23 protein-coding genes are annotated in these 23,498 nt (G+C 66.4%); 16 read left to right on the forward strand and 7 right to left on the reverse strand.

Going from position 1 to position 23,498, the window contains the following annotated elements; translation table 11 throughout:
- The first annotated feature begins 147 nt into the window (after positions 1 to 147).
- The 5 genes from tsf (at position 148) to NNX38_RS16140 (ending at position 4,531) form a co-directional block, all read left to right on the forward strand.
- Complete coding sequence (gene tsf / locus NNX38_RS16120; protein ID WP_229953203.1) at positions 148 to 987, forward strand: translation elongation factor Ts; 840 nt, start codon at positions 148 to 150, stop codon at positions 985 to 987.
- A gap of 138 nt (positions 988 to 1,125) precedes the next feature.
- Complete coding sequence (pyrH, locus tag NNX38_RS16125; RefSeq protein WP_229953202.1) at positions 1,126 to 1,857, forward strand: UMP kinase; 732 nt, start codon at positions 1,126 to 1,128, stop codon at positions 1,855 to 1,857.
- 396 nt (positions 1,858 to 2,253) lie between these two features.
- On the forward strand, positions 2,254 to 2,811 hold the full coding sequence (gene frr / locus NNX38_RS16130) for a ribosome recycling factor (protein WP_255798954.1): 558 nt from the start codon (positions 2,254 to 2,256) through the stop codon (positions 2,809 to 2,811).
- 80 nt (positions 2,812 to 2,891) lie between these two features.
- Complete coding sequence (locus NNX38_RS16135) at positions 2,892 to 3,779, forward strand: phosphatidate cytidylyltransferase (protein ID WP_255798955.1); 888 nt, start codon at positions 2,892 to 2,894, stop codon at positions 3,777 to 3,779.
- 173 nt (positions 3,780 to 3,952) lie between these two features.
- Entirely contained in the window at positions 3,953 to 4,531 is a 579-nt protein-coding gene (locus NNX38_RS16140; protein ID WP_229953200.1) for a DivIVA domain-containing protein, read from the forward strand.
- Between the two features lie 6 nt (positions 4,532 to 4,537).
- Here the strand turns inward: NNX38_RS16140 and NNX38_RS16145 are convergent, their stop codons facing one another.
- From NNX38_RS16145 to NNX38_RS16160, 4 genes are read right to left on the reverse strand one after another with little or no spacing between them, the layout of a single operon-like run.
- On the reverse strand, positions 4,538 to 6,040 hold the full coding sequence (locus NNX38_RS16145) for a cation acetate symporter (protein ID WP_255799055.1): 1,503 nt from the start codon (positions 6,038 to 6,040) through the stop codon (positions 4,538 to 4,540).
- Between the two features lie 27 nt (positions 6,041 to 6,067).
- Positions 6,068 to 6,454 carry a hypothetical protein gene (locus NNX38_RS16150; RefSeq protein WP_255798956.1) on the reverse strand — a complete coding sequence of 129 codons (387 nt, stop codon included), beginning with the start codon at positions 6,452 to 6,454 and terminating at the stop codon, positions 6,068 to 6,070.
- Positions 6,451 to 7,191, reverse strand: coding sequence for a LytTR family DNA-binding domain-containing protein (locus NNX38_RS16155; protein ID WP_255798957.1), 741 nt, complete (start codon positions 7,189 to 7,191; stop codon positions 6,451 to 6,453). Before NNX38_RS16155 ends, NNX38_RS16150 begins: the two co-directional genes overlap by 4 nt.
- Positions 7,192 to 7,201: 10 nt before the next feature.
- The gene (locus NNX38_RS16160; protein ID WP_255798958.1) at positions 7,202 to 8,413 is read right to left on the reverse strand and encodes a sensor histidine kinase; all 1,212 of its coding nucleotides are present in this window, start codon (positions 8,411 to 8,413) and stop codon (positions 7,202 to 7,204) included.
- A 230-nt stretch (positions 8,414 to 8,643) separates the two neighbouring features.
- Between NNX38_RS16160 and NNX38_RS16165 the strand changes: the two genes are divergently transcribed.
- Both NNX38_RS16165 and NNX38_RS16170 read left to right on the forward strand, forming a co-directional pair.
- Entirely contained in the window at positions 8,644 to 9,015 is a 372-nt protein-coding gene (locus NNX38_RS16165; protein WP_255798960.1) for a DUF485 domain-containing protein, read from the forward strand.
- Positions 9,016 to 9,083: 68 nt separating this feature from the next.
- A complete protein-coding gene (locus tag NNX38_RS16170) occupies positions 9,084 to 10,640 on the forward strand; it encodes a cation acetate symporter (protein WP_257794686.1) in 1,557 nt (518 codons plus the stop codon).
- A gap of 32 nt (positions 10,641 to 10,672) precedes the next feature.
- On the opposite strand, the gene NNX38_RS16175 is transcribed toward NNX38_RS16170, so the two are convergent.
- The gene (locus NNX38_RS16175) at positions 10,673 to 11,212 is read right to left on the reverse strand and encodes an Lrp/AsnC family transcriptional regulator (protein WP_255798962.1); all 540 of its coding nucleotides are present in this window, start codon (positions 11,210 to 11,212) and stop codon (positions 10,673 to 10,675) included.
- A gap of 166 nt (positions 11,213 to 11,378) precedes the next feature.
- On the opposite strand from NNX38_RS16175, the gene pdhA reads away from it, so the two are divergent.
- Genes pdhA through NNX38_RS16190 form a run of 3 tightly spaced genes read left to right on the forward strand, consistent with a single transcriptional unit; the run spans position 11,379 to position 14,901 of the window.
- A complete protein-coding gene (gene pdhA, locus NNX38_RS16180; protein WP_370646492.1) occupies positions 11,379 to 12,521 on the forward strand; it encodes a pyruvate dehydrogenase (acetyl-transferring) E1 component subunit alpha in 1,143 nt (380 codons plus the stop codon).
- The gene (locus tag NNX38_RS16185) at positions 12,521 to 13,540 is read left to right on the forward strand and encodes an alpha-ketoacid dehydrogenase subunit beta (RefSeq protein WP_255798963.1); all 1,020 of its coding nucleotides are present in this window, start codon (positions 12,521 to 12,523) and stop codon (positions 13,538 to 13,540) included. The genes pdhA and NNX38_RS16185 overlap by 1 nt, the downstream gene beginning before the upstream one ends.
- Entirely contained in the window at positions 13,540 to 14,901 is a 1,362-nt protein-coding gene (locus NNX38_RS16190) for a dihydrolipoamide acetyltransferase family protein (RefSeq protein WP_255798964.1), read from the forward strand. Before NNX38_RS16185 ends, NNX38_RS16190 begins: the two co-directional genes overlap by 1 nt.
- A gap of 359 nt (positions 14,902 to 15,260) precedes the next feature.
- Here the strand turns inward: NNX38_RS16190 and NNX38_RS16195 are convergent, their stop codons facing one another.
- Together NNX38_RS16195 and NNX38_RS16200 are read right to left on the reverse strand one after the other, a co-directional pair.
- The gene (locus NNX38_RS16195) at positions 15,261 to 15,728 is read right to left on the reverse strand and encodes a GNAT family N-acetyltransferase (protein ID WP_255798965.1); all 468 of its coding nucleotides are present in this window, start codon (positions 15,726 to 15,728) and stop codon (positions 15,261 to 15,263) included.
- Positions 15,729 to 15,789: 61 nt separating this feature from the next.
- The gene (locus tag NNX38_RS16200; protein WP_255798966.1) at positions 15,790 to 16,416 is read right to left on the reverse strand and encodes a TetR/AcrR family transcriptional regulator; all 627 of its coding nucleotides are present in this window, start codon (positions 16,414 to 16,416) and stop codon (positions 15,790 to 15,792) included.
- 143 nt (positions 16,417 to 16,559) lie between these two features.
- On the opposite strand from NNX38_RS16200, the gene NNX38_RS16205 reads away from it, so the two are divergent.
- From NNX38_RS16205 to NNX38_RS16230, 6 genes are read left to right on the forward strand one after another with little or no spacing between them, the layout of a single operon-like run.
- A complete protein-coding gene (locus NNX38_RS16205) occupies positions 16,560 to 18,164 on the forward strand; it encodes a carboxyl transferase domain-containing protein (protein WP_255798967.1) in 1,605 nt (534 codons plus the stop codon).
- 6 nt (positions 18,165 to 18,170) lie between these two features.
- Positions 18,171 to 20,333 carry a biotin carboxylase N-terminal domain-containing protein gene (locus NNX38_RS16210; protein ID WP_255798968.1) on the forward strand — a complete coding sequence of 721 codons (2,163 nt, stop codon included), beginning with the start codon at positions 18,171 to 18,173 and terminating at the stop codon, positions 20,331 to 20,333.
- A complete protein-coding gene (locus tag NNX38_RS16215; RefSeq protein WP_255798969.1) occupies positions 20,320 to 21,483 on the forward strand; it encodes an acyl-CoA dehydrogenase family protein in 1,164 nt (387 codons plus the stop codon). Before NNX38_RS16210 ends, NNX38_RS16215 begins: the two co-directional genes overlap by 14 nt.
- Before the next feature lie 44 nt (positions 21,484 to 21,527).
- Complete coding sequence (locus NNX38_RS16220; protein ID WP_255798970.1) at positions 21,528 to 22,310, forward strand: CoA transferase subunit A; 783 nt, start codon at positions 21,528 to 21,530, stop codon at positions 22,308 to 22,310.
- A 1-nt stretch (position 22,311) separates the two neighbouring features.
- Positions 22,312 to 22,953 (forward strand): CoA transferase subunit B, encoded by a 642-nt coding sequence (locus tag NNX38_RS16225; protein WP_255798971.1) that lies wholly within the window; start codon positions 22,312 to 22,314, stop codon positions 22,951 to 22,953.
- Positions 22,954 to 22,984: 31 nt separating this feature from the next.
- A complete protein-coding gene (locus NNX38_RS16230; protein ID WP_255799057.1) occupies positions 22,985 to 23,491 on the forward strand; it encodes a MaoC family dehydratase in 507 nt (168 codons plus the stop codon).
- Positions 23,492 to 23,498: the final 7 nt, after the last annotated feature.

The following is a 23,498-nucleotide window of genomic DNA, read 5'->3' on the forward strand; positions in this document are numbered from 1 at the left end:
TTACGAACCCGACAAGAAACGACCGTATTCCCTGAGCCGGGGGGAATCCACCCCCTGGACATGGGTTGTGGTGCGGCTGGCCGGTTTACCGGCCAGCCGCACTGGCAGAACCGCACCAATACTTATTACGGGAGGACTGGAGTCCAAATGGCGAACTACACTGCTGCTGATATCAAGGCACTGCGCGAGCGCACCGGCGCAGGCATGATGGATGTAAAGAAGGCTCTGGACGAGGCTAACGGCGATGCCGACAAGGCCATGGAGCTTATCCGCATCAAGGGCCTGAAGGGCGCGACCAAGCGTGAAGGCCGTTCCACCGCTGAAGGCCTGGTTGCCGCCAAGGTCATCGACGGCACGGTTGGCGTCATGATCGAACTCAACTGCGAGACCGACTTCGTTGCCAAGTCCCCGAAGTTCATCGAACTGGCGGACAAGGTCCTGGCCACGGCAGTTGAATCTGCTGCTGCCGACGCCGAAACCCTCCTCGCCTACAACGTCGACGGCAAGCCGCTGTCCGAGGTCGTAGTCGAAGAAGGCGCCATCCTGGGCGAGAAGGTTGTTGTCCGCCGCGTGGCACGCATCGAAGGCAAGACTGTCGACGCGTACCTGCACAAGACCTCCAAGGATCTTCCGGCGCAGGTCGGCGTGCTGTTCGCCGTTGACGGCGAAGGTGCAGAAGCCGCTACCGCCGCCCACGACGTGGCCGTGCACACCGCTGCATACGCTCCGACCTACCTGACCCGCGACGAAGTTCCGGCTGAAACGGTTGAGAACGAACGCCGCATCGCTGACGAGACGGCACGCGCCGAGGGCAAGCCCGAGGGCGCACTGCCGAAGATCGTTGAAGGCCGCCTGACCGGTTTCTTCAAGGAAATCGTCCTGGTGGACCAGCCGTTCGCCAAGGACGCCAAGAAGACCGTGGGCAAGGTTCTCGAAGAAGCCGGTGTTGCACCGGCCGGCTTCGCCCGCTTCCGTGTAGGCGCCTAATTAGTTAGGTAACAACGGTTTCGACGGAAACCTCATCATGACAAAGGGGGTGGTCACCACGGGTGACCACCCCTTTTGCCTGTCCAGAACAGCTCACTAGTCTTAAAGCAGCACCAGCACCTATGCCCGGGAGGCACAATGGCCCACGTATTGAAAGAAACCGATTCCCCGCGACGACGCGTCCTGCTGAAGCTCTCGGGAGAGGTGTTCGGCGGCGGCAAGCTCGGTGTGGATCCGGATACCGTGCGGGCAGTGGCCAAGCAGATCGCTGCAACCGTCGGCGAGGTTGAGGTGGCTATCGTCGTCGGCGGCGGCAACTTTTTCCGCGGTGCGGAGCTGTCCACCAGCGGCATGGACCGCTCCCGTGCGGACTACATGGGCATGCTCGGCACCGTGATGAACTGCCTCGCGCTGCAGGACTTCCTGGAGCAGGCCGGCGTCGAAACCCGTGTCCAGAGCGCCATCACCATGGGACAGGTGGCCGAGGCCTACATTCCGCGGCGCGCCATTCGGCACCTGGAAAAGGGCCGTGTGGTCATCTTCGGTGCCGGCGCAGGCCTGCCGTACTTCTCCACTGACACGGTGGCCGCCCAGCGTGCGTTGGAAGTCCACGCCGACGAGGTGCTGATGGCCAAGAGCGGAGTGGACGGTGTCTACACTGCCGATCCGAACAAGGATTCCACCGCAGTACGGCTGGAGACCCTGACGTACGACGACGCCCTGCGCCAGGACATCCGCGTTATGGACCAGACGGCCATGACCATGTGCAAGGACAATGACCTGAACATGGTTGTCTTCGGCATGGAGGGTGAAGGTAACGTAACCCGCGCCCTCCGCGGCGAGAAGATCGGCACCATCGTTTCCAACTAGCGTTGGGCAGGTGGTCCCTGCGGGACCTGGAACGGCGGCAACGAAATCCCCTCGGCCGCAGGCGGCCTCCGGAATTTAAAGCCGCCTTCCTCCAGGTCCCTCCGGGACCGGACTGCACGCGCACCGGAAACGGCCGGGCATTCCCGCTCCGCGGCCGGGGTCCGGACAGGGAGTGCGAGGCTCGGTGCAGGGAACCCGCACCCTTTTGCGCCGAAAGGGTTTCCCTACACCTCGCAGGCTCGGTGCAGGGAACCCGCACCCTTTTGCGCCGAAAGGTTTCCCCTACACCTCGCAGGCTCGGTGCAGGGAACCCGCACCCTTTTGGCTTAGGATGATATTAGAGTCCGGCCACTAAGCCGACAGCGCTTGGTGGACACTGTTTTATGAGGAGAGACCGTGATCGAAGACACCTTGAAAGAGGCCGCCGACAAGATGGACAAGGCGGTGGAAGTTGCTAAGGAGGACTTCGCCTCCGTCCGCACAGGCCGCGCCAACCCGGCACTGTTCAACCGGGTGCTGGTGGACTACTACGGTTCCCCGACGCAGCTGCAGCAGCTGGCATCCTTCGCCACTCCTGACGCCCGCACACTGCTCATCACCCCCTACGATGTCAGCGCCCTGCGTGCCATCGAACGGGCGCTGAGCGATTCCGAGGTCGGCGCCAACCCGTCCAACGACGGCAAGGTCATCCGGGTCATCATGCCGGAGCTGACGCAGGACCGCCGCAAGGAATACGTCAAGATCGTCCGCGGCAAGGCTGAGGACGCAAAGGTTTCCGTCCGCAACATCCGCCGCAAGGCCAAGGACGGCATCGACCGCCTGGTCAAGGACAGCGAGGTGGGCGAGGACGACGGCGCTCGTGCCGAAAAGGATCTTGATGCACTGACGAAGGCGCACACGGATTCCATCGACGAGCTCCTCAAGCGCAAGGAAGCCGAGCTTCTCGAGGTCTGATGAGTGACGCCCAGCCTCCAACCCAGGCTGGCGGTTCACCGTCCGTCGAGACAGTTCCGGCAGCAGCAAAGGCCAAGGACATGAGCGCAGCTGATCCAGGACAGGTCGGCGGACGCGCCGCCCGGGGCCGGCGCACTGCCGAGAAACCCGTAAAGGTCTCGCGTGCGGGACGTAACCTGCCTGCTGCCATCGCCGTCGGAGTGATCCTGCTCGGCTCACTGCTTAGCGGGCTGCTCTTTTTCCCGTTCGCCATCGTGATCATTGCAGTCGGTTTCGCTGCTGTCGGTGTCTGGGAAGTCAACCGTGCACTCGAAGTGCGCGGCATGAAAGTTCCGCAGGTGCCGGTGCTGGTCGGTTCCGTTGCGCTGCCGTTCGCGGCGTTCTTCGGCGGCACGGAAGCATTGGCGTTCGCGATGGTCGCCACGGCGGTGGCCATCCTCCTGTGGCGGAGCATCGACACCGCTGCCGAAGCGATCCAGAGCATTCTCGCGGGAATCTTCGTGGTTCTCTGGGTGCCGTTCCTGTTGAGCTTTGCGCTCTTGCTGCTGCGCGAGCCCGACGGGCAGGTCCGCGTTGCCGTGCTGCTCCTGCTCGTGGTCTCGAACGACACCTTCGGCTACCTCGTAGGTGCCTTCTTCGGCAAGCACCCGATGGCGCCCAAGATCAGCCCGAAGAAGTCGTGGGAAGGCTTTGCCGGCTCTGCCGTCGGCGCGGCCATCGTGGGCGTCGGCGCCGCAGTCCTGTTCCTGGACCAGCCCTGGTGGTTCGGCGTGGTGCTCGCTGTGGCGACAGTTGCCGCGGCCACCGCGGGTGACTTCTCCGAGTCGATGGTCAAGCGGGAACTGGGTGTGAAGGATATGTCCAACCTCCTGCCGGGACACGGCGGAGTAATGGACCGGCTGGACTCCGTGGTCTTCGCCTCCCCGGTGGTGTTCCTGCTGTCGGTGCTGCTCTCAACGGCTTCCTAGCAGGAGCAACCGTAACGGTCCGGCAACGGACGGTGTGCCGGATCACGTCCGAGGCACTGGCATCGTAAGATGTTTCAGAGTTTTCAGACGATGCCCGGCAGGAGCCCTGTAGGGCCAACCGGTTCCAGCGGCAATCACTGCGCGGGGAAAAACCACAGAGGAACAATTTATTCATGGACGATGTGCGGCAGGCCAGTGCCCCTTTCGAACGCGTGGGACGACGGGACTACGGCTACAACATCCGCCAGGTCGATGAGTTCCTGACCAAGGCCAGGAACTACTACAACTCGGATTCCACCTCGGCTAATCCGGTGACCAGTGCGGACGTCCGGTCCATGGCCTTCGACCCGGCGAAGGGCGGTTACGAACCGCAGGCAGTGGACGCCGCACTGGACCGGCTGGAGGACGTTTTCGCCCAGCGGGAACGGGACCGCCTGATCGCCGACCGCGGCGAAGAAGCCTGGCTGCTGCAGATCGGGCGGATGTCCGCGGTCCTGAGGGCACGCCTGCACCGCAAGCCGGGGGAGCGGTTCCGCCGTCCCGGCAAGAAACGCGTCACCAGCTACAACGTCGAGGATGTTGACGCGCTGTGCAACGAACTGCTCGGATACTTCGAACATGACCGGCCCCTCAGCGTGGACGTGGTGCGCCGCGCCGTCTTCCGTGAGGCCAAGGGCGAGCAGGGCTACGAGGAAAGCCAGGTGGATGCCTTCCTCGACCGCGTGGTCGAACTGATGGCGTCCATCGACTAGGCAGGCCTAGCGCGCCCCTGTGCCGGTTCCCGGACGGGGCCGGTCCAGAGGTTCCGGCGTGTGCAGCTGCGCCATGAACTTCGCCGCCCCGTGCGGCGCTGATCCGGCGGTCAGCCGGGACACGACCACCATCACGGCAAACGCTGCGGGAACCGTCCAGGCTGCGGGCTGTTCAATCCAGGCGGGAATGCCGGCACCTGCCCGCGGCAGGATGGCCGCGGCAGCCATTGCCCCGCCGCACAGCAGCCCGCCGGTCAACATCCCGGCTCCGGCTCCGGCGGCCGTCAACCGCCGCCACCAGATTCCCAGCACCAACAGCGGACACAGGGTGGACGCGGTGAACGCGAACACCATTCCAATGCTCCCGGCCAGGGCGGAGGATTCGGTGAGCAGGGCAACGGCCAGCGGTACGACGGCGGCCAGCACCGCGGAGACGCGGAACCCGGACACACTCCCGCGGAAGAATTCCTGGCTGATCACGCCCGCCAACGAGACCGTCAATCCGCTGCTGGTGGAAAGGAAGGCCGCGAAGGCGCCGGCCGTTACCAGCGCCGCCAAGAGATCCCCGGAGACGCCGTCGAACACCCGGCCCGGAAGTAGCAGCACCATCGAGTCTGCTGCTCCGCCGCCGGCCAGGTCCGGAGCATAGATCCTGCCCAGCACCCCGTAAGTGATCGGAAAGATGTAGAACAGGGACAGCAGGCCCAGGACAATCAGCGTGGTCCGCCGGGCCGAAGGTCCGTCGGGGTTGGTATAGAAGCGGACCAGCACGTGCGGCAGGCCCAGCGTGCCGCAGAGCAGCGCGATGCTCAGCGAAATGTTGCGGTACAGCGGGGCATGGGTCTCCGGATTCAGTGCCTCCGCCAGGAGCTGGGTGCCGCCGTCACCGGGCGGGCCGTCACCCGCGAGGCGGAAGAGGATAAACAGCACCGGTACGGCTATCGCCACCAGCTTCAGCCAGTACTGGAAAGCCTGGACAAAGGTGATCGAACGCATCCCTCCGGTGACCACGCTCAGGCAGACGACGCCGGTCACCACCAGGCAGCCGAGCCATGCAGGCAGCCCGGTGGTGATGCGCATGGTGAGGGCAGCGCCGTGCAGCTGGGGGACGATGTAGAGCCAGCCGATGGCGATCACCAACAGGCTGGTCAGGCGCCGCACCGGAAGGGATTCCAACCGGGCGGAGGCGAAGTCCGGAACGGTGTAGGCACCGGACCGGCGCAGCGGAGCCGCCACGAAGAGCAGGAGCATCAGGTAGCCGCCGGTATAGCCGATGGGGAACCAGAGCGCGTCCACGCCGGAGGCGACAATCAGTCCGGCCACGCCCAGGAAACTCGCCGCGGAGAGGTATTCGCCTCCAATCGCCGAGGCGTTCCACCAGGGTTTCACCGTCCGGGAGGCCACGTAGAAGTCACTCGTGGTCCGCGAGACCCGCAGCCCGTAGAAACCGATCAGCAGAGTCGCTGCGGACACCAATGCCAGTGCCGTGTAGCCGATGCCCGGGCTCATGCCCGCGGCTACATCCCAGTCCACCGGCTACCGCCCGTCCACCAGGTCGCGGTAGCGGGTTTCGTTCCGCTGGGCACTGAGCACGTAAAGCAGTCCACAGCCGATCACCAGCGGGTAGACTCCGACGCCGAGCAGGATCCACGGCGCGGGCACCCCGAGGATCGACAGCTCGGCTATCACCGGCAGAAAGGCCAGCAGCACCGGCACGCTGAGCAGGATCAGCAGGAATCCGCCGCCCACCACCAGCGCCAGCCGGAGCTGGCTGCGGATCAGCGAGCCGATGATCAACTCGCCCACCTCGGACTGTTCGTCCAGTTCGCGCGAGACGGGGAACGGTGCTGCCCCCGTGCCGGGAGCGGTCACCCGGACCCGCTGGGGGACCGGGGCCGAACCGGGCATGGCGTCCCCGCTCACGGCGTGGGCCGAACCCGGCCGGCGTCAAGCGTGTTGCGCACGGCAGGCAGATGCCGGCGGCTGACCGGAAGGTCCACCTCGCCCAGCTGCACGCTTGCCCGACCTCCGCTCAGCCGCACCTGGCGGATATGGTTCCGGGACACCAGATAGGACCGGTGGATGCGGACAAACCCGGCGCCTGCCCACTGCTCTTCCAGATCCGCGAGGGGGACCCGGATCAGGTAGCTGGCCTCGGCCGTATGCAGCCGGGCATAGTCGCCCTGCGCCTGGACATAGCGGATGTCGCCGCGCGGGATGATCCTCGTCGTCGCGCCCTGGACCACGGTGACGACGTCGGCGTCCTCCGTCTCGGTATCGGCTGCGAGTTCGCAGATCCGGCGCACCGACTCGGACAAGCGCTCCGGCCGCACCGGCTTCAGCAGGTAGTCCAGGGCAGCAAGGTCAAAGGCCCGCAGCGCCTGGTCCTCGTCCGCGGTCACGAAGACGACGGCGGGCGGGCGCTGCCTGCGGCTCAGGGCCTTGGCGATCTCCAGCCCGGAGAGAGCCGGCATGTGGATGTCGAGGAAGACGGCGTCGACGTCGCGGGCCTCGATCTCCTGCAGCGCCTGGGCGCCGCTGGAGGCCCGGTACACCGTACCGATTCGGGCATCCTGTCCCAGGAGATAGGCGAGTTCCTCGACAGCGGGGGCTTCGTCGTCGGCAACTACGACGGTGAGCGGCCGGAGGGGTTTGCGCATGGACAACAGATTACGCGTTCGTCGGGCGGTTCTCCGGCTGCGACTTGGGCACACGCATGGTGATCAGGGTCCCGGCGCCGGGAGCAGTGTCAATCACGAGGCCGTGGCTGTCGCCGTACACCTGCCGCAGCCGCACATCGACGTTGCGCAGGCCCACGTGGTCCCCGTCCGCATGCCCGGCCAACACGGAGCGCAGGTACTCGGGGTCCATTCCCACCCCGTTGTCCTCGATGGTGATCACCGCGTCCGCTCCGGCGTCGACGGCTGCAATGCTGATCCGCCCCTGTCCGTCCTTGGCTTCCAGGCCGTGGCGGACGGAGTTCTCCACCAGCGGCTGCAGGGACAGGAAGGGGATGACGGTTCCCAGCACTTCCGGGGCGATCTGCAGGGCCACCTTGAGCCGTTCACCGAAGCGCGCACTTTCGAGCAGCAGATACCGGTCCACGGATTCCAGTTCCTGGGCGATGGTGGTGAAGTTGCCGTGCCGGCGGAAGGAATACCGGGTGAAATCGGCGAACTCGACCACCAGCTCCCGGGCGCGGGCCGGATCCGTATTGATGTAGGAAGCGATGGCGTTCAGGGAGTTGTAGATGAAGTGCGGACTGATCTGCGCGCGAAGCGCCCGCACTTCGGCCTCCATCAACTGCGCCCGTGAGGCGTCCAGTTCCGCCAGCTCCACCTGTGTGGCGAGCCAGGCTGCCACTTCATTGGCTGCCCGGACCAGCCCGGCCCGGACCGCCGGTGCGAACACCGCCACCGTGCCCACCGTCTGGCCGTTGACCGGAAGCGGGGAGACCAGCAGTTCGCAGCCACTGTCCTGCAGGCCCAAGGCCCGCAGTGCTGCACCCCGGAAGATCCGCGTGCGGCCCGATTCCAGGACCAGTGCGGCGGCGGATAACAGCCGCTGGCGCCGGAAGGGCGTGTCGTTCACGGAACCGTCCCATGCGAGTACCGCTGAGGCGTCGGTGATCACCAGGGTGTCGCAGTCCAGCAGGTCGCGCAGGTGCCGGCTGGCCTTGCGGGCCCCGGCCGGGGTCAGGCCCGCACGAAGATGAGCCGAGGCGAGCGACGCCGTATGCAGGGTCGCGTAGGTGGCCTGCTCGGCGTCGGACCCGAGGTCCCGCTGCGAGCGGCTGAGGCGGAAGCCAAGCGCGCCCACGGCCGCGATGGTCAGGACGGCGACGGCGCAGACCAGGGCTATATCGACGGCGGGACTGAGCATGCACCAACCCTAGCGGCCCGGCGGTCGTCCCGGCCGTTCAACACCGTTCGGCGCCGTCGAGCGCCGTTCACCGCACGGAACCAACCGTTCACCGACGGTTTGGCGCGGCAGGCAGACACCCGCGCGGGGACTGTAGGAAAGTGATGAGCGTCACAGCTTGCACAGCGTCGTGTCCTGACCTCCATAGGTGGATGCAGCGCGCGGAGCGGGCTCCCAACAGAGGAGGAACAATGGCTGAAGAGCAGCCGGTTTCACACGCTGCGCACCCGGAACAGGTGGATTTCCGGGAGGTCCAGAGCTCGCCTGAGTTCCAGGAACTGCGCAAGCGCCAGCGAAGCTTTATTTTCCCCATGGCCGTGGTTTTCCTGGTCTGGTATTTCGCGTACGTCCTTCTGGCGGACTACGCCCACGAATTCATGTCCACCCCGGTGATCGGCAACATCAACGTCGGCCTGATCCTGGGCCTGCTGCAGTTCGTCAGCACATTCGGTATCACCATGGCGTACGTCAGTTACGCCAACCGCAAGATGGATCCCATTGCGGCGGACCTCCGGCGCGACCTTGAGGCCCATGGAGTAAGCCGTCCGGAGGAGACCAAGTGAACACCCTGCACATTTCCGCCGCCACTGAGGTCACGGCCGAGTCCATTAAGGACACCGGCCTGCTGAACATGATCATCTTCGGCGTCTTCGTGGCCGTCACCCTCGTGGTGGTGCTGCGCGCGAGCCGCAACAATAAGACAGCGGCCGACTACTACGCCGCCGGCCGGTCCTTTACCGGGCCGCAGAACGGCACCGCCATTGCCGGCGATTACCTGTCCGCGGCCTCGTTCCTCGGCATCGTCGGAGCCATTGCCGTCAATGGCTATGACGGCTTCCTGTACTCCATCGGCTTCCTTGTCGCCTGGCTGGTAGCCCTGCTGCTGGTTGCTGAAATGCTCCGCAATACCGGCAAGTTCACCATGGCCGATGTGCTCTCCTTCCGGCTCAAGCAGCGCCCGGTCCGGATTGCGGCAGCCATCACCACCCTGGCCGTCTGCTTCTTCTACCTCCTGGCGCAGATGGCCGGCGCAGGCGGACTGGTCTCCCTGCTGATGGGCATCGACAGCAAGATCGGGCAGTCCCTGGTGATTACCGTCGTCGGCGCCCTGATGATCATTTACGTATTGATCGGCGGCATGAAGGGCACCACCTGGGTGCAGATCATCAAGGCCTTCCTGCTGATTGCCGGCGCGGCCATCATGACCGTCTGGGTCCTGGCCATGCACAACTTCAACCTCTCCGACCTGCTGGGGGCAGCGGTCGAGACCACCGGCAACCCCGCCATCCTGGATCCGGGGCTGCAGTACGGCAAGTCGGATACCTCCAAGCTGGACTTCGTCTCCCTCGGACTGGCACTGGTACTGGGCACCGCCGCCCTGCCGCACGTGCTGATGCGCTTCTACACGGTGCCCACCGCCAAGGAAGCCCGGCGCTCCGTTGTGTGGGCCATCTGGCTGATCGGCATCTTCTACCTGTTCACCCTGGTCCTGGGCTACGGCGCTGCGGCGCTGATCGGCTCGGAGGCCATCAAGGGCGCTCCCGGCGGCGTGAACTCGGCAGCACCCCTGCTGGCGTTTGCGCTGGGCGGACCGGTGCTGCTGGGACTCATCTCCGCCGTCGCCTTCGCCACCATCCTGGCGGTGGTTGCCGGCCTGACCATCACCGCAGCGGCCTCCTTCGCCCACGACATCTACGCCAATGTCATCCGCAAGGGACAAGTGGACGCAGACGGAGAGGTCAAGGTAGCCCGAACCACTGTGGTGGTAATCGGCATCATCTCGATTCTGGGCGGTATCGGCGCGCAGGGGCAGAACGTCGCCTTCCTGGTGGCCCTGGCCTTCGCCGTGGCGGCCAGCGCCAACCTGCCGACCATCGTCTACTCCCTCTACTGGCGGAAGTTCTCCACCCAGGGTGCGCTGTGGAGCATGTACGGCGGCCTCGGATCCGCGATTGTGCTCATTGCCTTCTCGCCGGTTGTCTCCGGTGCGGAAACTTCAATGATCGCCGGCGCGGACTTCGATTGGTTCCCGCTGAACAACCCGGGAATCGTGTCCATCCCGCTGGCCTTCTTCCTGGGCTGGCTGGGTACCGTGCTGGATAAGAACACCGAATCCGCCATCAAGCAGGCGGAGATGGAAGTCCGGTCCCTGACCGGCGTCGGCGCCGAGAAGGCCGTCGACCACTAAGGGGCAACAGCCTCAGCAAAGGCAGGTTCCGCTCAGGCGGGGCCTGCCTTTGCCGTGGCCGGGGCCTGCTCCCGCCGTTCGGGGCCCGACGACGGCGGCTGCGGCAGTTGAGCGCCGCGGCGCAGCAGGGGAGCGGCGCGCAGGGGAATGAGTTCACCCATCGCCAGGTTGGTGTCGCAGCGCTGGACGCCTTCAACGGCGAGGATCTGCTTGTTGATGCGGAACAGATCTTCAGCGTCCGCCGCCACGACGCGCAGCAGGATGTCGGCGTCTCCGGTGAGGCCGTGGGCTTCGACAACCTCGGGCAGCCCGGCCAGGTCCTCGGTGATCCGCGCCAGGCTCGGCTGGTGGACATGGACATGCACAAACGCCATCAGGGGGTAACCGAGTGCGGCCGTGCTGATCCGGCGCTCAAACGGCAGGAACGCTCCCTTGCGTTCCAATCCGGCCAGCCGGGCCTGGACCGTATTGCGGGAGAGGCCGAGGACTGCAGCCAGGGCCACGGCCGTACGGGTTGAATCCTCCGCCAGGGCAAGGAGGAGGCGTAGGTCGGTGGTGTCGAGGGGCTGCATAGTGCGCAACGCTAGCACGGCGTTTTAGTCGTTTATAGGGCAGGATGCTCGGTCTTTGCGGGAATGGTTGTGCCGGGTGCTGAGTGTGAGTAGGGTCACATCTACCCGGGCAACGGAGCCCGGGGTCGGTTTGGCCCCGCCACCCCAGAGGCCCAAACACGGAAGGATGCGTATCCAAGTGTCCCTGCATACCCCGGTGCGGCACCCGGAAAACTCCGGCAGCTCACCCATCGACCCGTACGTACAGCTCGTCAGCCCTGACGGCGTCCGCACCCCAGACCCCCTGTATGACCGCTGGATCGAGGATATCGACGGCGCCCGGCTGCAGGAGCTCTACATCGACATGGCGGTCATCCGCCGGATAGACACCGAAGCCACCGCCCTGCAGCGGCAGGGCGAGCTGGGGCTGTGGCCTCCGCTGCTCGGCCAGGAAGCCGCCCAGATCGGCTCCGTGCGGTCCCTGCGCTCCTCCGACTTCGTTTTCCCCAGCTACCGGGAGAACGGTGTGGCGTACTGCCGCGGCGTGGAGGTAGGTGACCTGATGCGGGTCTGGCGCGGGAATGCCGGCGCCGGCTGGGATCCGTATCAAGTGAACATGGCGCCCACCCAGGTCATCATCGGCGCCCAGACACTGCACGCTGCCGGTTACGCCATGGGGATCACCCGCGACGGTACCGACGACGCCGTGATCAGCTACTTCGGCGACGGCGCCACCAGCCAGGGGGACGTCAGCGAGGCAATGGTCTTTGCCGCAAGCTTCAACTCCCCGGTGGTTTTCTTCTGCTCAAACAACCAGTGGGCCATCTCCGAACCGGTGGCGCTGCAGGCACAGGTACCCATCGCCAACCGGGCCCCGGGCTTCGGCATCCCGTCCATCCGGGTGGACGGCAACGACGTACTTGCTGTGATGGCCGCAACCCGCGAGGCACTGGACCGGGCCCGCTCCGGCAACGGACCCACCTTCATTGAAGCGGTCACCTACCGGATGGGGCCGCACACCACGGCCGACGATCCCACGCGCTACCGGGACTCCGCCGAACTGGACCAGTGGCGGCGAAAGGATCCGCTGTCCCGGCTGCAGGCACTGCTGGCTTCCATGGGTCTGTTCAGTGACGAGTTTGCCGCCGAAGCGGGCCGCCGGGCCGACGATGTGGCCGCCGAACTGCGTGCCGCGTGCCTCGGGATGCCGGATCCGCTGCCCGCGGATGTTTTTGCCCATGTCTATTCCGAGCCCCACTCCTGGCTGGACCGCCAGCAGGAGCAGTACTCGCGCTATCTCAGCGGTTTCGCTGGCGAGGAGAACCGCTAATGACCAGCATGACTTTCGGGCGGGCGATCAATGCCGGCCTGCGCCGGGCAATGGAACAAGACCCCCGCGTCCTTATTATGGGCGAGGACGTCGGCAAACTCGGCGGTGTCTTCCGGATCACGGACGGCCTGCAGAAGGACTTCGGTCCGCTGCGGGTAGTGGACACCCCGCTCGCCGAATCCGGGATCACGGGCACGGCCGTGGGGCTGGCGTTCCGCGGCTACCGCCCCGTGGTGGAGATCCAGTTCGACGGCTTCATCTACCCGGCGTTCGACCAGATTGTTTCCCAGGTGGCGAAGATGCACTATCGGACCCGCGGAGCAGTGAAGCTGCCGCTGACCATCCGGGTGCCGTTCGGCGGCGGCATCGGATCACCTGAACACCATTCCGAATCACCGGAGGCGTATTTCACCCATACCTCCGGACTGCGCGTCATCAGCGTGTCCAACCCGCAGGACGCCTACACGATGATCCAGCAGGCCATCGCTTCCGACGACCCGGTGCTCTACTTCGAGCCGAAACGGCGTTACCACGTCAAGGGTGAGGTGGACGAAGCAGCGGCGCCGCAGCTGCCCATGGGCACCGCGCGGGTCCTGAACGAGGGCAGCGACGTGACACTGGTGGCCTACGGACCGCTTGTCCCCACCGCACGTGACGCCGCCGTGGCGGCCTCGGACGAGGGCGTCTCCGTGGAAGTCATCGACCTGCGTTCGCTCGCGCCGATCGACTTCGCCACAGTGGAGGCCTCCGTGCGCAAGACCGGGCGGTTGGTGATCACGCATGAGGCCGCCCAGTCCGGCGGCCTGGGCGCGGAAATCGCGGCAAGCATCACCGAGCGGTGCTTCGACTACCTCGAGCATGCGCCCGTGCGGGTCACCGGCTTTGACATCCCGTACCCTGCCTCCCGGCTCGAGTCCCACTACCTGCCGGATCTCGACCGCATCCTCAACGGAGTGGACTGCGCCATGGACCGGCCCAGTTCCCTGGCCGGCGTTGTTTCCGGATCGGCGGCGAGCTGATGCTGCGCGAATTCCGCCTCCCGGATCTGGGGGAGGGGCTTACCGAGTCCGAGATCCTGAACTGGCACGTCAGCGTGGGCGACACCGTACAGCTGAACCAGGTGATTGCCGATGTGGAGACCGCCAAGGCAGTGGTTGAGCTGCCGTCCCCGTATGCCGGAATAGTGGCGCACCTGCACGAGCAGGCCGGAACGGTGGTCGAGGTCGGATCCCCGATCGTTTCATTCGAGGTGGCGGTGCCGGCGGGTGCCGACGCCGGTGAGGCGGGTGAGACGGTGCAGGCCAAGCGGGAGCCGAACCTGGTGGGATACGGTGCGGTGCCGGATGCCACCGGACGCCCCGCCCGACGACGCCGCGGACAGGCTCCTGCCCCGGGTCCCGTCCCTGCCGCGGCCCCTGCTGTTGTGCCTGCAGATTCCCCACCTGCACCTGTACCTGTGCCTGCAGCTGCTCCGGTCCGGGAGCGTCCGAGGTCCACCCCGCCGGTCCGCAAGCTGGCACGGGATATGGGAGTGGACCTCACCCAGGTGCAGGGATCGGGTCCGGGCGGGCTCGTGGTGCGTACCGACGTCGTCCGTGCTGCTTCACCGGACGCCGAAACGATGCAAGTGTCCGCACCCGGCGCCGCCGCTGCCGTGCCTGCCCTGCCGGCACCTGCGGGACGGGAGGAACGGACGGCGATCTCCGGCATGCGGAAGCATACTGCGGCCGCCATGGTGGCCAGCGCCTTCACTGCTCCCCACGCCACGGTCTTCCTGACGGTGGATGTCACTCCCACCATGGAGCTGCTGGAACGGCTCCGGCAGCAGCCGGCCTTCAACGGCCTGAAGCTGTCGCCGCTGACCCTGGCGGCCAAGGCAGTCTGCCTGGGGCTGAAGCGCTTCCCGTCGCTGAATTCGCGGTGGGATGAGTCCACGAGGGAGATCATCCGCTACAACTACGTGAACCTCGGCATTGCCGCGGCCACGCCGCGCGGGCTGATGGTTCCCAATATCAAGGACGCCCAGACGCTGAGCCTGCATGGACTGGCAGCTGCGGTGACCTCCCTGGCGCAGACCGCACGGGAAGGCAGGACGCAGCCGGCGGACCTGGCGGGCGGGACCATCTCCATCTCCAACGTGGGGGTGTTTGGCGTCGACACCGGGACTCCCATCCTGAATCCGGGCGAGGCGGGCATCCTGGCGCTGGGGGCGGTCCGCCGGCAGCCGTGGGAGTACAACGGAGAGATTGCCCTGCGCTCGGTGATGACGCTGAGTCTTTCGTTTGACCACCGGCTTGTCGACGGGGAGCAGGGCGCCGGGTTCCTGAGCGAAGTGGGAGCCGTTCTGGCCGAACCCGCACTGGCTCTGGCCATGGCCTAGAAGCATCAAGGGCTGCCCCGGAGCCATCCGGGGCAGCCCTTTCGCGTGCCGCTGCCGGGACCGGTTCCGGCCACGGTGCGGTGCGCCTTTCCTGCGCTTTGTCCGGATCCCTGCGTATTGTCCGGATCCCTGCGGTGCGCGGCGCAGGGATTGCCACAAACCGTAGGGATTCCGACAAACCGAAGGGAATCCGGGGCGGACAGGAACAACCCGACCAGGTTCCGCACTGCACGCCAGGCTGGTCCCGGCTCATCGTTGGCCGGCTCGGTTTGCTGCTGCAGTTAGTCGTGGCCGGGCGCGGCCGGGTGGAGTCTGATGGTCCGGCCGGGAGTTAACCCGCCGGAGGGCAGTATGCAGCGCTAGCGAAGCTCGAGTTCGAGTTCCTTGACCACGGCGCCGCGGGCATTGGCGAAGCCCTGCGTTTCACCGATGACGGTGAAGCCGTATTTCTCCAGGATGCGGATGGAACTGACATTGTCCGCAACAGCACGTGCCCGGATCGGGCGGTCGGTGAATTCCTCCAGGAACAGTCCCACGGCTGCGGTGGTAAGGCCCTGCCCCCAGTGCGCCTTGTCGATCCAGTAGCTGATCTCGGGGATGTCGCCGTCCCGGTAGGCGAGGATGCTGCCCACCACTTCGCCGTCGGCCACGATGGTGCGCACGGTAACGGTCGGATCATTCAGGATGCTCTGCCAATGGTGGTCAAAGACGCCGCGGTCCGCCGGGTTCTTGGCGCTGAACGCGGCCATATGGTTGGCACTCGGGTCCAGCTGGTGGGAGAAAAACTCCTCCAGGTCGGCGGGAACTACGGCACGAAGCTCAATCACGGCAGGTCTTTCTGCTCGGGGGTGGAGTTCTGCCTGCCGGGAGAGCCGGCAGGCCTGACAGCTACTGGGCGTTCAAGGCCGCCCACGCCATTCTATCGAGCAGCGTACGCAGCCTTGCCGTCTCGCGGGCACTGATCCGGCCGCGGACGGTATGGGAGGTGGAATTGATCAGGCCGAAAACGCCCTGCGCCCGGTGCCGCAGCAACGGGAGATCGGAGCCGGGGTGCAGTGCGGAAAGCGCATCCACCCAGACCTCGACGTATTGGCGCTGCAGGGAGCGTACCCGCCGCTCGTCGCTTTCCGGCAGGCTGCCCAGATCCCGGTCCTGGACCCGAATGACATCCGCCTGGCGCAGCGCGAAATCCACCTGGAATTCCACTAGGCCGCGCAGGGCGATTTCGGGGGTCGCAGACTCGGCGACCACCGCCTTCCCGCCCTCCAGCAGGTCTTCGCTGACGCCGATCAACAGGGCGGAGAGCACCGCGGGTTTGCCGCTGAAATGCCGGTATACCGCCGGCCCGCTGACCCCTGCGGCGGCCCCGAGCTCCTCAATGGAGACCCCGTTGTAGCCGCGTTCGGCAAACAGGGATGCGGCGGCGTCGAGCATCACTGCCCGACGGGAGGCCTTTGCCTGACTACGCCCGGTCATCCGGGCCTCTGCGGCTGCTTCGTCTTTTGCTACGTCCATTCCCACCCCTTCTGATTGGACTGCGCATATATTCCTATTGTGGTGGACAGGTGAGTTAATAACCAATAACCTGACTTGGGTTAGGGGTTATTAACTCAGCTTCCTGCCGGGTTTTTGCTCGCAACTGTTGCAGAAAGATGTCAATGGAGACACTGAAATCCGGACTGGATACGGCTTCGGCCGCGTTTGCCGCCAATGCCGCGGCGCAGCAGGCGCTGGTACGTGAGCTGCGCGGACGGCTGGCGGACGCCGCCGCCGGCGGACCGCTGCGGTCCCGCGAGCGGCATACTGCACGCGGAAAGCTGTTGCCCCGCGAGCGGGTCATCCGCCTCCTGGACGAGGGCAGCCCTTTCCTTGAGGTGGCGCCGCTGGCCGCCGCGGACATGTACGACGGCGAGTGCCCCGGTGCGGGACTGATTGCCGGCATCGGCCTGGTGCAGGGCCGGCAGGTGATGGTCCTGTCCAATGACGCCACGGTCAAGGGCGGAACGTACTATCCGATGACGGTCAAAAAGCACCTGCGGGCACAGGAAATCGCCCTGGAAAACCGGCTGCCGTGTATTTACCTGGTGGACTCCGGCGGAGCTTTCCTTCCCCGGCAGGACGAGGTTTTCCCCGACCGGGAACATTTCGGCCGGATTTTCTTCAATCAGGCGCAGATGTCCGCGCGGAAAATTCCGCAGATCGCCGCCGTCCTGGGCTCCTGCACCGCCGGCGGCGCCTATGTGCCGGCAATGAGCGACGAAACCGTGATTGTGCGCAACCAGGGGACCATCTTCCTGGGCGGTCCGCCGCTGGTGAAGGCCGCCATCGGCGAGATCGTCACCGCGGAAGAGCTCGGCGGCGGAGACGTGCACTCCCGCACCAGCGGCGTCACCGACCATCTGGCCGAAAATGACGCACACGCCCTGGAGATAGTGCGCAGCATCGTGGAGACCTTCCCGCAGCAGGAACCGGTGTGGGACATCGCCGAGTCCCGGCCGCCCGCCGAGGACCCCGCGGAAATCTACGGCACCGTTCCCACCGACCTGCAGACCCCCTATGACGTTCGCGAACTGATCGCCCGCCTGGTGGACGCCAGCGAGTTCCACGAGTTCAAGAAGGAGTACGGCACCACCCTCGTCACCGGGTTCGCGCGGCTGCACGGCCACCGGATCGGCATTGTCGCCAACAACGGCGTGCTCTTCAGCGAATCCGCGCTCAAGGGAGCCCACTTCATTGAGCTGTGCGACCAGCGCGGCATCCCCCTGGTGTTCCTCCAGAACATCTCCGGGTTCATGGTCGGCCGGGATTACGAAGCCGGCGGAATCGCCAAGAACGGCGCCAAAATGGTCACCGCGGTGGCCACCTGCCGGGTCCCCAAACTGACGGTGGTGGTGGGCGGTTCCTTCGGCGCCGGCAACTACTCCATGTGCGGCCGGGCGTACTCGCCGCGCTTTATGTGGATGTGGCCGGCCGCCCGGATTTCCGTCATGGGCGGAGCCCAGGCTTCGTCGGTGCTGGCCACCGTCAAGCGGGACCAGCTCGAGGGCCGCGGCGAGGAATGGCCGGCGGAGGACGAGGAAGCCTTCAAGGCACCGATCCGCGAAACCTACGAAACCCAGGGCAGCCCGTATTACTCCACGGCCCGGCTGTGGGACGACGGCATCATTGACCCTCTCGACACCCGCACCGTCCTGGGCCTGGCCCTGGACGTCTGCGCCAACGCGCCCCTGCCGGAGACCTCCTTCGGCCTGTTCCGGATGTGAGCGACTATGACCCCGCAGCCCTATAACGCCGCACCGCTTTTCGACACCGTCCTGGTTGCCAACCGCGGCGAAATCGCCTGCCGCGTGATCCGCACCCTGAAGACGCTGGGGATCCGTTCGGTGGCGGTCTACAGCGACGACGACGCCGGGGCCCGCCATGTGCGCGAAGCCGACCTCGCGGTCCGGCTCGGTCCGGCACCGGCCCGGCAGAGCTACCTGTCCGTGGACGCCGTGCTCGCCGCCTGCCGCAGCACCGGTGCGCAGGCCGTGCATCCCGGCTACGGTTTCCTGAGCGAAAACGCGGACTTCGCCTCTGCCCTGGCCGACGCCGGAATCACCTTCATCGGTCCGCCGGTCCGGTCCCTTGAGTTGATGGGCGACAAGATCCGCGCCAAGAACCATGTGCAGGCGCACGGCGTGCCGGTGGTGCCCGGGATCGCCGAACCGGGCCTGGACGATGCCCGGCTGCTGGCGGCCGCGGCCGACGTCGGCTATCCCATCCTGATCAAGCCCTCCGCCGGGGGCGGCGGTAAGGGCATGCAGGCCGTACTGAATCCCGGGGATCTGCCGGCGGCGCTGCAGACGGCCCGGCGGGTGGCAGCATCGGCCTTCGGCGACGACACCCTGTTCCTGGAACGGCTGGTCTCTTCACCGCGTCATATCGAGGTGCAGATCCTCGCGGATACGCACGGGAACGTCGTCCATCTGGGGGAGCGGGAATGCTCCCTGCAGCGGCGGCACCAGAAAGTCATCGAGGAAGCACCCTCCGTGCTGCTGGACGCGGCCACCCGGGAACGCATCGGCGAGGCGGCGTGCAATGCCGCCCGCTCCGTGGACTACACCGGCGCGGGAACCGTGGAGTTCCTGGTTTCCGACGCCGCTCCGGACGAGTTCTTCTTCATGGAAATGAACACCCGCCTGCAGGTGGAACATCCGGTGACCGAAATGGTCACCGGCGTGGACCTGGTGGCCGAGCAGGTGCGCATCGCCGCCGGGCATCCGCTGTCCCTCAAGCAGGAAGACGTCACCTTGACCGGGCATGCGGTGGAAGCCCGGATCTACGCGGAGGACCCGGAACGGGACTTCCTGCCGACGTCGGGCTCGGTGCAGTGGCTGCGCGAACCCGTGGGCGACGGCGTCCGGGTGGATTCCTCCCTGCTGCCCGGACTGGCCGTTTCCTCCAGCTATGACCCGATGCTGGCCAAGGTCATCGCCTGGGGGCCGGACCGTGCCGCCGCACTGGCCCGCCTGGACACGGCGCTCGCAGGTACTGCAGTGCTGGGCATCGGCACCAACGTGGAATACCTCCGCCTGCTGCTGGCCGATCCCGATGTCCGCGCCGGGCGGCTGGACACTACCCTGATCGAGCGGCGGCTTCCCGGACTGAAGTTCCGGACCCCGCAGCTCCCCGAGTTCGCCGCTGCCGCCCTGCTGTACGCGCAGGACCTGGCGGACACGGCGTCGGGTTCACCCTGGCGGCAGGCGGACGGCTGGCGGATCGCCGGCAGCGGTGCGGGCAGCGGCGGTGGGAACGGCAACCCCGGGGGTACGCCCCTGCACCTGGTCTTTGCCGCCCCCGTATCCGGCGGCGACGACATCGAAGTGGGCGTTACCGGCACCGCACGGGAGGCGACGGTGCGGATCGGCGGGACCACGCACACCGCCGGCCTGCTGGCCGGCAGCGATACCCGCGAAGGGGGACGCGTGAGCGTTTCCCTGGACGGGGTCCTGCACACCTTCACCGCCGCCGCCGAACCGGAAACCGGGGCGTACTGGCTGGCCGGAGGAACGGCCGGAGAGCTGTTCACGGTCCGGCTGCGTCTGCGCAGCCGGCGAGAGCAGCTGGACTGGCACCTGGCGGCGGCCGGACGCGTTGCCGGCGAAGCGGACCCGGTGGTGCGCTCCCCGATGCCGGGCACCGTCGTCGCGGTGGCCGTGGCGGACGGTGACCGGGTGCCCGCCGGGGCGCCGCTGCTCAGCGTCGAAGCCATGAAGATGGAACACCAGCTCCGGGCACCCATGGCCGGCGTCGTCTCCCTCAGCTTGAAACCCGGAGACCTGGTGAAGGCCGACCAGGTCCTGGCCACACTCACGCCGGAAACGGACTCCGGCACCGACGCCGCAACAGACCCGCACAACGAACAAGGAGCAGACCATGCCCGACTTTGAACTCAGCGAGGAATACCAGGATCTCTCCGACACGGTGCGCGACTTCGCTGACGAAGTCATCGCCCCGGTGTCCGCCCAGCACGACGCGGAGCACAGCTTCCCGTACAAGGTCATCTCCCAGATGGGGGAGATGGGACTGTTCGGACTGCCCTTCCCGGAGGAATACGGCGGCATGGGCGGGGACTACTTCGCCCTGGCCCTCGCGCTGGAGCAGATCGCCCGGGTGGACCAGTCCGTGGCCATCACGCTGGAAGCCGGGGTCTCGCTCGGTGCCATGCCCGTGTACCGGTTCGGCAATGAAGAGCAGAAGCAGCAGTGGCTGCCCCTGCTCGCCAGCGGGGAGGCGCTCGCAGGGTTCGGCCTCACCGAACGCGAGGCAGGCTCCGACGCCGGCGGCACCAAGACCACTGCCCGGCTCGAGGACGGGCAGTGGGTCATCAACGGCAGCAAGGAGTTCATCACCAACTCCGGCACCGACATCACCCGCCTGGTGACTGTCACGGCCGTGACGGACACCGTCACCGAACCGGACGGCTCCGTCCGGAAGCTCATTTCCACCATCCTCGTGCCGACCGAAACCCCCGGCTTCACAGCCGAAAAGCCGTACAACAAGGTGGGCTGGAATGCCTCGGACACGCATCCGCTGACCCTCACCGACGTCCGGGTCCCGGAGGCGAACCTGCTGGGAGCCCGGGGGCGGGGCTTCGCCAACTTCCTGCAGATCCTGGACGAGGGCCGCATCGCCATCGCGGCGCTTGCCACCGGTGCCGCACAGGGGTGCGTGGACGAATCCCTGCGGTACGCCAAGGAACGCGAGGCGTTCGGTGCAGCCATCGGCACCTACCAGTCCATTTCCTTCAAGATCGCGCGCATGCAGGCCCGGGCGCACACGGCCCGCCTGGCCTATTACGACGCCGCCGCGCGCATGCTCGCCGGACGTCCGTTCAAGACGCAGGCCGCGATCGCCAAGATGGTGGCCGGAGAAGCCGCCATGGACAACGCCCGCGACGCCACCCAGATCTTCGGCGGCTACGGTTTCATCAACGAATTCCCGGTGGCGCGGCATTACCGCGATTCCAAGATCCTGGAAATCGGGGAGGGAACTACTGAGGTGCAGTTGATGCTGATTGCCCGCAGTATGGGCCTGTAACAACCGACGGTGACTTTGCCAACTGAGAACGAACGGACACTGCCATGATCAACAAGGTGTACCCCGGTGCGGCCGAGGCCGTCGCCGATATCCCGGACGGCGCTTCCCTGGCCGTGGGCGGCTTCGGCCTCTGCGGCATTCCGGTGGCGTTGATCGATGCCCTGCACGCGGCGGGGACTACGGACCTGGAGACCGTCAGCAACAACTGCGGCGTGGATGACTGGGGGCTGGGCCGGCTGCTCGCCGACCACCGGATCCGGCGCACCGTCAGCTCCTATGTCGGGGAGAACAAGGAATTTGCCCGCCAGTTCCTCGCCGGGGAACTGGAAGTGGTGCTGACCCCGCAGGGCACCCTCGCGGAGAAGCTGCGCGCCGGCGGCGCCGGCATCCCGGCCTTCTACACCCCGGCCGGGGTAGGCACGCAGGTGTCCGAGGGCGGGCTGCCGCAGAAGTACGACGCCGAGGGCGGTGTGGCGCTGGCCTCCGACCCGAAGGAGGTCCGCAGCTTCAACGGCGCGGACTATGTGCTGGAGGAATCACTTACCCCCGACTTCGCCCTGGTCCATGCAGCGAAGGGAGACCGGCACGGAAACCTGGTCTTCCATGCCACGGCCATGAACTTCAACCCGCTCTGCGCCATGGCCGGGCGCATCACCATCGCCGAGGTCGAAGAGCTGGTGGAACCGGGGGAGCTGGACCCCGAACACGTCCACGTCCCGGGAATCTTCGTGCAGCGGGTGGTCGTGGCACCCGATGCAGAGAAACGCATCGAGAAGCGGACGGTTACTGCCGGCACCGGCAGCACCAACGGAAGCAAGGAGTCCTGAGATGGCACTGACCCGGCAGGAACTGGCCGCCCGGGTAGCCCGCGAGCTGCACGACGGCGAATATGTGAACCTCGGCATCGGCATGCCTACGCTGATTCCGAACTACATCCCCGAAGGCGTGGAAGTGGTGCTGCACTCCGAGAACGGAATCCTCGGCGTCGGCCCGTACCCCACCGAAGAGACGCTGGACCCGGACCTGATCAATGCCGGGAAGGAAACCGTCACCGTGAACAGCGGCGCGTCCTTCTTTGATTCCGGCGCCTCGTTCGGGATGGTGCGCGGCGGCCACGTGGACGTCGCCGTCCTGGGCGCCATGGAAGTGGCCGCAAACGGCGACCTGGCCAACTGGATGGTGCCCGGAAAGATGGTCAAGGGCATGGGCGGGGCAATGGACCTGGTGTTCGGCGCCAAGCGCGTGATCGTCATGATGGAGCACCTGGACCGGGCGGGACGGCCCAAGATCGTGCGCGAATGCTCCCTGCCGCTGACCGGAAAGGGCTGCGTGGACCTGATCGTCACCGACCTGGCCGTGATCGAGGTGGGACCGGAGGGGCTGATCCTGCGCGAGACCGCCCCCGGCGTCAGCGTCGAGGAAGTGGTCGCGGGCACGGATGCTCCGTTGGAGGTCTCCGTTGACGTATGAGGAGCCCGACGCCGGCACCGAGGAGCTCGCAATGGCACCGCGGGTCATTGAGCAGCGCGGCCTCTGGTACGAGGAGTTCGAGCCGGGGACCGTTTACCGCCACCGGCCCGGCCGCACCGTCACCGAGGCGGACAACGTCCTGTTCACCACCCTGACCATGAACACCCAGGGCCTGCACCTGGATGCTGTCTACAGTGAGGTCCAGCCGTTTGGGCAGCGGCTGGTGAACTCGATGTTCACCCTGGCCACGATGGTGGGCCAGTCGGTGGCGCAGCTGACGCAGGGCACCCTGGTGGCGCAGCTGGGGCTGGGGGAGATCAGCTTCCCGCACCCGCTCTTCCACGGCGACACCCTGTATACCGAAACCGAAGTCGCGGACAAGCGGCTTTCCTCTTCCCGGCCCGGCCAGGGGATTGTCACGCTGACCCACACCGGCAGGAACCAGAACGGCGACATTGTGGGGCGGTGCACCCGGACCGCCCTGATGTGGACGGAGGAGGGCTACGCCGCGCGGGAGGCAGGCACCGGCACGCGATAGGTTGGAT

It is taken from the genome of Arthrobacter sp. zg-Y238 (genome assembly GCF_024385525.1).
GTDB lineage: Bacteria > Actinomycetota > Actinomycetes > Actinomycetales > Micrococcaceae > Arthrobacter_B > Arthrobacter_B jinronghuae.

What these genes read in the sequence shown, in the direction of transcription:
- NNX38_RS16210 (WP_255798968.1), top strand. Translation starts at nt 18,171, where the DNA reads ATGACCCCGCAGCCCTATAACGCCGCACCGCTTTTCGACACCGTCCTG.
- NNX38_RS16200 (WP_255798966.1), bottom strand. Translation starts at nt 16,416, where the DNA reads ATGGACGTAGCAAAAGACGAAGCAGCCGCAGAGGCCCGGATGACCGGG.
- pdhA (WP_370646492.1), top strand. Translation starts at nt 11,379, where the DNA reads ATGCGTATCCAAGTGTCCCTGCATACCCCGGTGCGGCACCCGGAAAAC.
- tsf (WP_229953203.1), top strand. Translation starts at nt 148, where the DNA reads ATGGCGAACTACACTGCTGCTGATATCAAGGCACTGCGCGAGCGCACC.
- NNX38_RS16140 (WP_229953200.1), top strand. Translation starts at nt 3,953, where the DNA reads ATGGACGATGTGCGGCAGGCCAGTGCCCCTTTCGAACGCGTGGGACGA.
- NNX38_RS16185 (WP_255798963.1), top strand. Translation starts at nt 12,521, where the DNA reads ATGACCAGCATGACTTTCGGGCGGGCGATCAATGCCGGCCTGCGCCGG.
- NNX38_RS16145 (WP_255799055.1), bottom strand. Translation starts at nt 6,040, where the DNA reads ATGAGCCCGGGCATCGGCTACACGGCACTGGCATTGGTGTCCGCAGCG.
- NNX38_RS16170 (WP_257794686.1), top strand. Translation starts at nt 9,084, where the DNA reads ATGATCATCTTCGGCGTCTTCGTGGCCGTCACCCTCGTGGTGGTGCTG.
- NNX38_RS16190 (WP_255798964.1), top strand. Translation starts at nt 13,540, where the DNA reads ATGCTGCGCGAATTCCGCCTCCCGGATCTGGGGGAGGGGCTTACCGAG.
- NNX38_RS16175 (WP_255798962.1), bottom strand. Translation starts at nt 11,212, where the DNA reads ATGCAGCCCCTCGACACCACCGACCTACGCCTCCTCCTTGCCCTGGCG.
- NNX38_RS16165 (WP_255798960.1), top strand. Translation starts at nt 8,644, where the DNA reads ATGGCTGAAGAGCAGCCGGTTTCACACGCTGCGCACCCGGAACAGGTG.
- NNX38_RS16230 (WP_255799057.1), top strand. Translation starts at nt 22,985, where the DNA reads ATGGCACCGCGGGTCATTGAGCAGCGCGGCCTCTGGTACGAGGAGTTC.
- NNX38_RS16205 (WP_255798967.1), top strand. Translation starts at nt 16,560, where the DNA reads ATGGAGACACTGAAATCCGGACTGGATACGGCTTCGGCCGCGTTTGCC.
- pyrH (WP_229953202.1), top strand. Translation starts at nt 1,126, where the DNA reads ATGGCCCACGTATTGAAAGAAACCGATTCCCCGCGACGACGCGTCCTG.
- NNX38_RS16225 (WP_255798971.1), top strand. Translation starts at nt 22,312, where the DNA reads ATGGCACTGACCCGGCAGGAACTGGCCGCCCGGGTAGCCCGCGAGCTG.
- NNX38_RS16135 (WP_255798955.1), top strand. Translation starts at nt 2,892, where the DNA reads ATGAGCGCAGCTGATCCAGGACAGGTCGGCGGACGCGCCGCCCGGGGC.
- NNX38_RS16215 (WP_255798969.1), top strand. Translation starts at nt 20,320, where the DNA reads ATGCCCGACTTTGAACTCAGCGAGGAATACCAGGATCTCTCCGACACG.
- NNX38_RS16160 (WP_255798958.1), bottom strand. Translation starts at nt 8,413, where the DNA reads ATGCTCAGTCCCGCCGTCGATATAGCCCTGGTCTGCGCCGTCGCCGTC.
- NNX38_RS16155 (WP_255798957.1), bottom strand. Translation starts at nt 7,191, where the DNA reads ATGCGCAAACCCCTCCGGCCGCTCACCGTCGTAGTTGCCGACGACGAA.
- NNX38_RS16220 (WP_255798970.1), top strand. Translation starts at nt 21,528, where the DNA reads ATGATCAACAAGGTGTACCCCGGTGCGGCCGAGGCCGTCGCCGATATC.